We start from the raw sequence: 6,250 nt of genomic DNA, 5'->3' as shown, positions 1-6,250 counted from the left end.
AATAGCCAACCGGCATTTGCATATGGCAATTGGTTCTGGAACTTTGTGTGTCCCACGCCAGTCAATTCAATTCCTTTGAACTTCAACATCAATCAGGCTGAACTTTCGCAACACCCCCTGCTCCTACACTGGCTCCCATTGATGACCGCTGCCGCTTGTAGCGCAGCGTTTTTTTATGTCCCCTGCCCCAACTAACTCTCAACGCTATACCGGCACCGCCATCGCACTGCACTGGATTCTGGCCCTGGCCCTGATAGGCATCTTTGCCTTTGGCCTGTACATGACCAGCCTGCCGTTCTCGCCCGCCCGGCTCAAATACTTCAACTGGCACAAATGGGCCGGCATGACGATCCTGGTCCTGTCGGCGCTACGCATTCTGTGGCGCATCACGCACCGCCCCCCCGCGCTGCCCGAGGCCGTCAGCCGCAGCATGCCCGCATGGCAGCACATCGCCCACCATGGCGTGCACCACCTGATGTATGTGCTGTTCTTCGCCATTCCGCTGGTTGGCTGGATCTACAGCTCTGCCGCCGGGTTCCCTATCGTCCTCTTTGGCGTGCTGCCCCTGCCTGATCTGGTGGGCAAGAGCCCCGAGCTGGCCGAGGCCCTCAAGCCCTGGCACGCTTACCTGGCCTACGCCTTGGCAGCCCTGGTGGTGCTGCATGTGGCAGCGCTCCTCAAGCACCAATTGATCGACCGCGACGGCCTGCTGGCCCGCATGCTGCCCGGCAAAGCCTGATATCCCCCATTTTCTGGAGTACGAACCCATGTCTTCCTTCTTCAAAACCACTCTGATCGCCACCGCCCTGGGCGCAGCGGCCTTCGCTGCCCCTGTATTTGCCCAGCAGGCCCTGGTGCCTGCGCAGAGCGCCGTCAATTTCGAAGCCAAACAGATGGGCGTGCCAATCAAGGGCCACTTCCAGAAGTTTGATGCCAAGATTGCGTTCGACGCAGCCAAGCCCGAAGCGAGCAAGATCCACTTCACGGTCGATACGGGCAGCGCCACCATGGGCGCCAAGGAAACGGACGCCGAGCTGCCCAAGGCAGAATGGTTCAACGTTGCAAAATTCCCGCAGGCCACGTTCGATTCCAGCGCCGTCAAGGCGCTGGGGGGCGGCAAGTTCCAGGTGGATGGCACGCTCTCCATCAAGGGCAACACCCAAAAGGTGAGCCTGCCTGTGACGCTGGCGCAATCGGGTGCTACCACCACGGCCACCGGCACCCTGCCGCTCAAGCGCCTGGCCTTCAAGATTGGCGATGGCGACTGGGCCGACACCTCCATGGTGGCCGATGAAGTGAACGTGCAGTTCAAACTGGCATTGACCGGCATCGGCAAGATTTAAACGAAATTGGCTGCTGGCGCTTCCCCATCAAGCGCCAGCAGCTCTCATTTTTGATATTCCATTCCAACAAGGAGTTTTCACCATGCGTACCACCGTTTTTGCCCTGGCCGCCGCCGCTCTGTTTGCTACCGCCGCACAGGCAGCGCCTGCTACCTACGCCATCGACCCGACCCACACCTTCGCCACGTTCGAGATAGACCATTTCGGCGCCTCCACCAACCGCGCCCGCTTCGACAAGAAGACCGGCTCGGTCGAGTTCGACAAGGAAGGCAAGAGCGGCAAGGTAGAAGTGGAACTGGACATGACTTCGGTCAACTCCGGCACGCCATCCTTCAACAAGCACCTGCAAAGCGCCGACATTTTTGACGCGGAGAAATTCCCCACCGCCAAGTTCGTGTCCGACAAGTTTGTGTTTGATGGCGACAAGCTCAAGGAAGTGACCGGCCAGTTGACCCTCAAGGGCAAGACCGCACCGATGACCATCAAGGCCAACAAGTTCACCTGCTACGAAAGCCCGATGCTGCAAAAGCGCGAAGTATGCGGCGGCGACTTTGAAGCCACCATCGACCGTACGCAGTGGGGCCTGGATTACGGTATCGCCTATGGCTTCCCCAAGAATGTGCGCCTGGTGCTGCAGATCGAAGCAGTGAAGCAATAAGCTCGTATTTCATATAAAAATAGCTGCCAGCGCTTGATAGACAAGCGCTGGCAGCTATTTTTTTGAGAGTGCGTTCCGCAATTGCAACCGCTCCGCCTCAGCCCGCATGCCCACGCAGCCCATTCCTGCCAGCGGGCGGGCTAAAATCAAGCCATCTGTCTGATTGCTATAAAACGGCATCCCCACCCGCGATGCCGTTTTCCATTGATAACACCATGAGCGAAACCAATTCCACAACGGTCTCCCAGCCGGGCCTCGACAGCCTCTCCAAGTCGTTTGAGCCTTCGTCCATCGAAGCCCACTGGGGCCCCGAGTGGGAAAAGCGCGGCTATGGCAACGCAGGCTACCGTGGCACCGGCCACCCGGACGCCCAGGCCACCGCCGAGCACAAGAACTTCGCCATCCAGCTGCCGCCCCCCAACGTGACCGGCACGCTGCACATGGGCCATGCGTTCAACCAGACCATCATGGACTCCCTCACGCGCTACCACCGCATGAAGGGCTACAACACCGCCTGGATTCCCGGCACCGACCACGCTGGCATCGCCACCCAGATCGTGGTGGAGCGCCAGTTGCAGGAACAAGGCCAAAGCCGCTACGACCTGGGCCGCCCCGACTTCGTCAAGAAAGTCTGGGAGTGGAAGGAAAAGAGCGGCAACACCATCACCACGCAGATGCGCCGCATGGGCGATACCGTGGACTGGAGCCGCGAGTACTTCACGATGGACGACAAGCTGTCCACCGTGGTGACCGACACCTTCGTCAAGCTTTATGAGCAGGGCCTGATCTACCGTGGCAAGCGCCTGGTGAACTGGGACCCGGTGCTGCAATCGGCCGTGTCGGACCTGGAAGTTGAAAACCAGGAAAAGGACGGCAGCCTCTGGCACATCGCCTACCCGCTCACCAGCGGCGAAGGCAACCTGGTGGTCGCCACCACCCGCCCCGAAACCATGCTGGGCGACGTGGCCGTGATGGTCCACCCCGAAGACGAGCGCTATCGTGCCCTGATCGGCCAGACCGTGACCCTGCCGCTGGTGGGCCGCCAGATCCCCATCATTGCCGATGAGTACGTCGACCGCGAGTTCGGCACCGGCGTGGTGAAGGTCACCCCTGCGCACGACCAGAACGACTACCAGGTGGGCCAGCGCCATGGCCTGCCCATGATCACGGTGCTGACGCTGACCGCCAAGATCAACGACGAGGCGCCCGAAAAATACCGCGGCATGGACCGCTTTGTAGCCCGCAAGGCCATCGTGGCCGACCTGGAGGCGCAAGGCCTGCTGGTGGAGACCAAGAAGCACAAGCTCATGGTGCCGATCTGCGACCGTACCGGCCAGGTGATCGAACCCATGCTGACCGACCAGTGGTTCATTGCCATGAGCAAGGTCAGCGACCAGGACCCCACGGGCAAGAGCATTGCACAAAAGGCCATCGACGCCGTGGCCTCGGGCCAGGTGGAGTTCGTGCCCGAAAACTGGGTCAACACCTACAACCAGTGGATGAACAACATCCAGGACTGGTGCATCTCGCGCCAGCTGTGGTGGGGCCACCAGATTCCGGCCTGGTACGACGAAGAAGGCAACATCTACGTTGCCAAGAGCGAGGCCGAAGCCCAGGCTCAGGCCGACAAGCTTGCGCCCGGCAAGAAACTGTCCCGCGACCCCGATGTGCTCGACACCTGGTACTCCTCGGCCATGGTGCCGTTCTCGACCATGGGCTGGCCTGCCCAGACCGACGCTGCCGACGACGACTACAACCTCTACCTGCCCTCTTCGGTGCTGGTGACCGGCTACGATATCATCTTCTTCTGGGTTGCCCGGATGATCATGATGACCACGCACTTCACCGGCCGTGTGCCGTTCAAGCACGTGTATATCCACGGCCTGGTGCGCGACGCGCAGGGCAAGAAAATGTCCAAGTCCGAAGGCAACGTGCTCGACCCGGTGGACCTGATCGACGGCATTGCGCTCGAGCCCCTGCTGGACAAGCGCACCGTCGGCCTGCGCCGCCCCGAGACTGCGCCTACCGTGCGCAAGAACACGCAAAAGGAATTCCCCGAAGGCATTCCCGCCTACGGCGCCGATGCGTTGCGCTTCACCTTCGCTGCGCTGGCGTCGCTCGGCCGCAGCATCAACTTCGACAGCAAGCGCTGCGAAGGCTACCGCAACTTCTGCAACAAGCTCTGGAACGCCTCGCGCTTCGTGCTGATGAACTGCGAAGGCCATGACTGCGGTCTGCTGGAACACACCAAGGAGCAATGCGCCACCGGTGAGTACCTGCAGTTCAGCCAGCCAGACCGCTGGATCGTCTCCCAGTTGCAGAAGGTCGAGGCCGAGGTGGCCAAGGGCTTTGCGGAGTTCCGCCTTGACAATGTGGCCAACACCATCTACGACTTCGTCTGGAACGAGTTCTGCGATTGGTACCTGGAAATCGCCAAGGTGCAGATCCAGACTGGCAACGAAGCTGCGCAGCGCGGCACGCGCCGTACGCTGATCCGCGTGCTCGAAGCGATCCTGCGCCTGGCGCACCCCATCATCCCGTTCGTGACGGAAGAGCTGTGGCAACAGGTGGCACCGGTGGCCGGCCTCAAGGGCGAATCCATCGCCATTGCGCGCTACCCCGAGGCCCAGCCCGAGAAGATCGACGAAGCCTCCATCGCCTACGTGGCCCGCATCAAGCAGATGGTGGACGCCTGCCGTGCGCTGCGCGGCGAGATGGGCGTCTCTCCAGCCCAGCGCGTGCCACTGCTGGCAACGGCAGGTTCGGCCGACGAGCTGCAATTCCTGCACAGCAATGCCCAGGTGCTCAAGAGCCTGGCCAAGCTCAGCGACGTCAAGGTCTTCGAAGACGAAGCCGCCTGGTCTGCCGAGGCGCAGAATGCGCCTGCCTCCGTGGTGGGCAATGCGCGCCTGGCACTGTTTGTCGAGATCGATGTGGCAGCCGAAAAAGCCCGTCTGACCAAGGAAATCACCCGCCTGGAAGCCGAAGTCTCCAGCTCGCAAAAGAAACTGGGCAACGAGGCTTTTGTCGCCAAGGCGCCGCCCGCGGTGCTGGAGCAGGAGCGCACGCGCGTGGCCGAAAAGAGCGCCACCCTCGCCAAACTGCAGGAGCAGCTGCAGCGCCTGGGCTGAAGCCCCGGCGTTGCCATGCGCAAATCGGCAGATAATGCGCCATGACGGTGCACAAAGGCGCAGCATGCTGCGCCTTTGTCACATCTGCCTTAGTAAACTGAGCACCTATGATCACTCCAACCCGTGTACGCAAAGCAGTTTTCCCGGTAGCTGGCCTGGGCACACGCTTCTTGCCTGCCACCAAGGCGTCCCCCAAGGAGATGCTCCCCGTCGTGGACAAGCCGCTGATCCAGTACGCCGTGGAAGAAGCCTATGAGGCCGGCATCCGCGACATGATCTTCGTCACCGGCCGCAGCAAGCGCGCGATCGAAGACCATTTCGACACCGCTTACGAACTGGAGAACGAACTGGAGCGAGCCGGCAAACAAGCCATGCTGGAGCTGGTGCGCAGCGTCAGCCCCGACGACATGAACTGCCTCTTCGTGCGCCAGCCGCGCTCGCTGGGCCTGGGCCACGCCGTGCTGTGCGCCGAGCCGCTGGTCGGCAACGAACCCTTTGCCGTACTGCTGGCCGACGATCTGATGACCGGCTCTACCGGCGGCCAAGGCGTGATGGCGCAGATGACGGCGGCGTTCCTCAAACAAGGTCGTTCGCTGCTGGCTGTGCAGGAAGTGCCCCTGGAACACACCAAGCGCTATGGCATCGTCAAGGGAGAGCCCGCAGGTGGCCCCTTGATGCGCATCGACGAGATCGTGGAGAAACCGGCGCCGGAAAAAGCGCCGTCGCGCATGGGGGTCGCAGGCCGCTATGTGCTGACCCCGGGTATTTTCGACCAGATCCGCAACCAGCCCCAGGGCGTGGGCGGCGAAATTCAATTGACCGATGCGATTGAACGCCTGATGGCGCACGAGACGGTGTACGCCTACCAGTACAGCGGCAAGCGCTACGACTGCGGCAGCAAGGAAGGCTTTCTGGAGGCAACGGTTGAGCTCGCGCTGCAGCATCCCGATGTGGGTGAAAGCTTCCGCCAGTACCTCAAGAACCTGAGCATCTGATCTGAGCTAGAACGTGTTTACGATCTAACAGGCACCGTCCGCCCCACCCGGGCTTGCGGATTGCCAATAGTGACCCGTCCTAGATTAGGTTGACACCTGGGACGGTAATTCAAGCCGGCGGAT

General features: G+C 61.4%; 5 protein-coding genes. All 5 read left to right on the top strand.

What is annotated here, in order from left to right; all coding sequences use genetic code 11:
- The first annotated feature begins 175 nt into the window (after positions 1-175).
- The 5 genes from ACH2DG_RS20820 to galU all read left to right on the top strand — a co-directional run bounded on the left by ACH2DG_RS20820 (position 176) and on the right by galU (position 6,127).
- Positions 176-739 carry a cytochrome b gene (locus tag ACH2DG_RS20820; RefSeq protein WP_395028499.1) on the top strand — a complete coding sequence of 188 codons (564 nt, stop codon included), beginning with the start codon at positions 176-178 and terminating at the stop codon, positions 737-739.
- Between the two features lie 28 nt (positions 740-767).
- Positions 768-1,343 (top strand): YceI family protein, encoded by a 576-nt coding sequence (locus ACH2DG_RS20815; protein WP_395028498.1) that lies wholly within the window; start codon positions 768-770, stop codon positions 1,341-1,343.
- A gap of 82 nt (positions 1,344-1,425) precedes the next feature.
- Positions 1,426-2,001 carry a YceI family protein gene (locus ACH2DG_RS20810; protein ID WP_395028496.1) on the top strand — a complete coding sequence of 192 codons (576 nt, stop codon included), beginning with the start codon at positions 1,426-1,428 and terminating at the stop codon, positions 1,999-2,001.
- 215 nt (positions 2,002-2,216) lie between these two features.
- Positions 2,217-5,132, top strand: coding sequence for a valine--tRNA ligase (locus tag ACH2DG_RS20805; protein ID WP_395028494.1), 2,916 nt, complete (start codon positions 2,217-2,219; stop codon positions 5,130-5,132).
- A gap of 107 nt (positions 5,133-5,239) precedes the next feature.
- On the top strand, positions 5,240-6,127 hold the full coding sequence (gene galU / locus ACH2DG_RS20800; RefSeq protein WP_395028493.1) for a UTP--glucose-1-phosphate uridylyltransferase GalU: 888 nt from the start codon (positions 5,240-5,242) through the stop codon (positions 6,125-6,127).
- The last annotated feature ends 123 nt before the right edge of the window (positions 6,128-6,250 follow it).

The organism is Comamonas odontotermitis (assembly GCF_040396735.1).
Classification (GTDB): domain Bacteria; phylum Pseudomonadota; class Gammaproteobacteria; order Burkholderiales; family Burkholderiaceae_C; genus Comamonas; species Comamonas odontotermitis_C.
This window is presented reverse-complemented; position numbering and strand designations above follow the sequence as displayed.